Raw genomic sequence first — 2,831 nt, 5'->3', positions numbered from 1 at the left:
GTGGGGTAGGCGCGTTCCGGGGGGTGGGGTAAGCGCGTTCCGGTTGTTTCGGCTGCCTCCGGGCCCTGTCGCCCGCCGGTTTCCGGAAGAGCTCGCTGCTCTTCCTGGGCGGGGGGCGGCCGTCCTTCCGTCAGGGGCCGACGACGGGGGTCAGTCGAAATGCAGCCTGCGCGACCACTCGTCGCTCCAACCGCCGTCCCAGACGGCCAGTCCCGCGTGGGTGAAGACGCAGCCGACGCCGACGCCCCACTCGTCGCCCTGGTAACGGACGGCGGGGTCGGCGAGCGCGGCGCGGAGGCTGCCGGGCGGAATCACCGTGAAGGCATCGGTGGCGCCGTCGGGGCGGTGGTGGACCTCGATCCAGCCCTCGTGGACGAACGGCAGCAGCGGGGCGAGCTGCCGGTCCGCCCAGGCGAGGCGTCCCGCGCCGTCCAGGCCGGCCGGCGGATCGTCCCAGATGCCGAAGGGACCGGTGAGCATGCCGTCGGTTTCGGCGGCGCAGACGAGGACCCGGCGTTGGGCGACGCTCAGTTCGTCCCAGGTGGGCAGCGCGCTGGTGTCGGCGACCGGGTAGGCGGCGTCGGCCCAGCGCTCCCGCACGGCCGGCGGGGCCGCGAGGTGGAAGGCGCGGTCGGGACGAGCGGTCCACAGCCAGTTCGCGGGGTCGGTGAGCACCGCGTGGAGTTCCGCCCCGGTCACCGGGACGGGCCGTACCCACAGCGAGTGCCCCTCGTGGACGGTCAGCAGCCCGCGCCCGGCAAGGCCGAGGGCCGCGGCGGCGAGGTGCGGGACCAAGGCGCGCTGTTCGGCCTCGGTGTAACTGCGCGGCACCGCTTCCTCGGCGCCGCCCCAGCGCAGGGCCAGGCCGTAGTGCTGGACCGTCTTGGCCAGTGAGTACTCCGCCAGGGCTCGACGCATGAGCGTCTGTTCCGCGACGGTCAATTCGGTCCAGGAGTGCATTTCCCCATGTTCCCACCGCGAGCGGGCATGACGACGGGGGGCCGGCACTCCCCCGCTGCCTGCCCGCTCGCTCGCCTGCGCGCCCGCTCGCCCGCTCGCCTCAGCTCTTCCGCTCGTGGACGACCCGGCCGTCGAAGACGGTCATCGCCACGGGGACGTCGCCGACGGCGTCCGGTGCCGTCGTGCGCAGGTTGCCGTCGAGGACGCACAGGTCGGCCGCCTTGCCCGGGGTGACCGAGCCCTTCCAGGACTCGGCGGCGTCCTGCCAGGCGCCGGCGGTGGTGTAGGCGACGAGGGCCTGGTCCAGGGTGAGGCGCTGGGCCGGACCGTGCACTTCGCCGCAGGAGCCGCGGCGGGTGATGAGGGCTTGGACGCCGGTGCGCCAGTCGGGCGGGTTGACGGGGGTGTCGGAGCTTCCCAGGAAGGGGACGCCGGCGTCGACCGCCGAGCGCCAGGGCAGGAACTCCTCGCCCGCCGGGCCCTGGGCGGCACCGTGCACGGCGTGGGCCCAGCTCTGGGCCTGCGGGCCGAGGCCGATGCGGTACCGGGCCATCGTCGGCAGGAGGTCCGGGGTGACGAACGCGCCGTGCATGGCGATGTGCCGGGCGTCCGGGCGCGGGTGGCGGCGGAGCGCGGCGACGAAGGCGTCCACGACGGTGGAGGTCCAGCGGTAGCAGTGCACGCCCAACTGGTAGCCGGCGACGTGGGCGACGCGGATCATCTCGGCGAGTTCGGCGGCGCGTTGCTCGTTGGTGTCACCGGCGACGAGCAGGTCGCCGCCGCTGTCGGAGAAGAGTTTGACGCCGCGGACGGTGAAGCGCCGGGGGTCGAGACCGGCCGGCGGGGTGAACGACCGCAGTTCCCGGGCGACGGCGGCGGCGGAGCCGCCGGACTGGGAGCAGGGGAGGAAGAAGGCGCTGACACGGGCGTCGAGGCCGCCCTCACGGGCCAGGTCGGCGTAGGCGGCGAGGGTCTCCGGCCCCTGCGTTCCGCCGCCGAGGCCCTCGCCGCCGGGGCCCAGGCCCGGGTCGGTGTAGCTGGTGATGCCCTCGGCGTGGAGGCGGCGGACCGCGTCCTTGATCGCGCTTTTGCGCTCGTCCCGGCTCCAGGGCGGGAGCAGGAGCTGGACGAGCGCCTGTCCGCCGTAGTGGAGGACGCCGGTCGGCCGACCGGCGGCGTCGTAGTCGACCCCGGGCTTACGGGGGCCGTTCGGGCCGGCGTCGGTGATGCCGGCGAGTTCCAGGGCACGGGAGTTGACCGCGCTGGCGTGGTAGCCGTTGTCCTGGAGGAACACCGGGTGGTCGGGCGCCGCCTTGTCGAGGTCGTCCCGGTTCGGTCCCCGCTGCTCGGCCAGCCGGTAGGGGTTCCAGCCGGCGCCGCGAATCCACTGGCCCTTCGGGACGCGCCGGGCCTCGGCGGCCACGGCGGCGACGATGTCGGCGACGGACCTCACGGCGGACGCGCCGAGGTCGAGTGCGTACGGCGGGAGGTTCAACCGGTAGACAGCGGCGTGGAGATGGGTGTCGTTGATCCCGGGGAGCAGGGTTCTGCCGCGCAGGTCCACCGTCTCCGTCCCGCGCCCCGCGAGGGCGCGGACGTCGGCGTCGTCGCCCACGCACACGATCCTGCCGGCCCGGACGGCCACGGCCGACGCGCGCGGCCGTCTCGGGTCCATCGTCATGACATCGCCGTTGTGGAACACCAGGTCCGCCGGGCGGGACGGGGCCGCGGCAGCCCGTCCGGTGCCGGTCAGGAGGGTGGCGGCCGCGACCGCTCCGGTCAGCCGGGCGGCGTCCCGCCGGGATATCACCGTGGCGGGGCGTTTCCGGGAGGGTGCGGGCATGGGTGGTCCCTTCGGTCGGGAGGGGGAG

Annotated in this window: 2 protein-coding genes; both read right to left on the bottom strand. The window is 74.8% G+C overall.

Annotated features, from left to right (window positions below; all coding sequences use genetic code 11):
* Positions 1-150 precede the first annotated feature (150 nt).
* Positions 151-960 carry a hypothetical protein gene (locus ACSNOK_RS32305; protein WP_436784348.1) on the bottom strand — a complete coding sequence of 270 codons (810 nt, stop codon included), beginning with the start codon at positions 958-960 and terminating at the stop codon, positions 151-153.
* A gap of 100 nt (positions 961-1,060) precedes the next feature.
* Positions 1,061-2,803, bottom strand: a complete 1,743-nt coding sequence (locus tag ACSNOK_RS32300; protein WP_436784347.1) for an amidohydrolase — start codon at positions 2,801-2,803, stop codon at positions 1,061-1,063.
* Positions 2,804-2,831: the final 28 nt, after the last annotated feature.

This window comes from Streptomyces sp. URMC 126, assembly GCF_051386555.1.
Lineage (GTDB): Bacteria > Actinomycetota > Actinomycetes > Streptomycetales > Streptomycetaceae > Streptomyces.
This window is presented reverse-complemented; position numbering and strand designations above follow the sequence as displayed.

Excerpts from the sequence above, each read along its gene's own strand:
- ACSNOK_RS32305 (WP_436784348.1), bottom strand. The coding sequence starts at position 960 with ATGCACTCCTGGACCGAATTGACCGTCGCGGAACAGACGCTCATGCGT.
- ACSNOK_RS32300 (WP_436784347.1), bottom strand. The coding sequence starts at position 2,803 with ATGCCCGCACCCTCCCGGAAACGCCCCGCCACGGTGATATCCCGGCGG.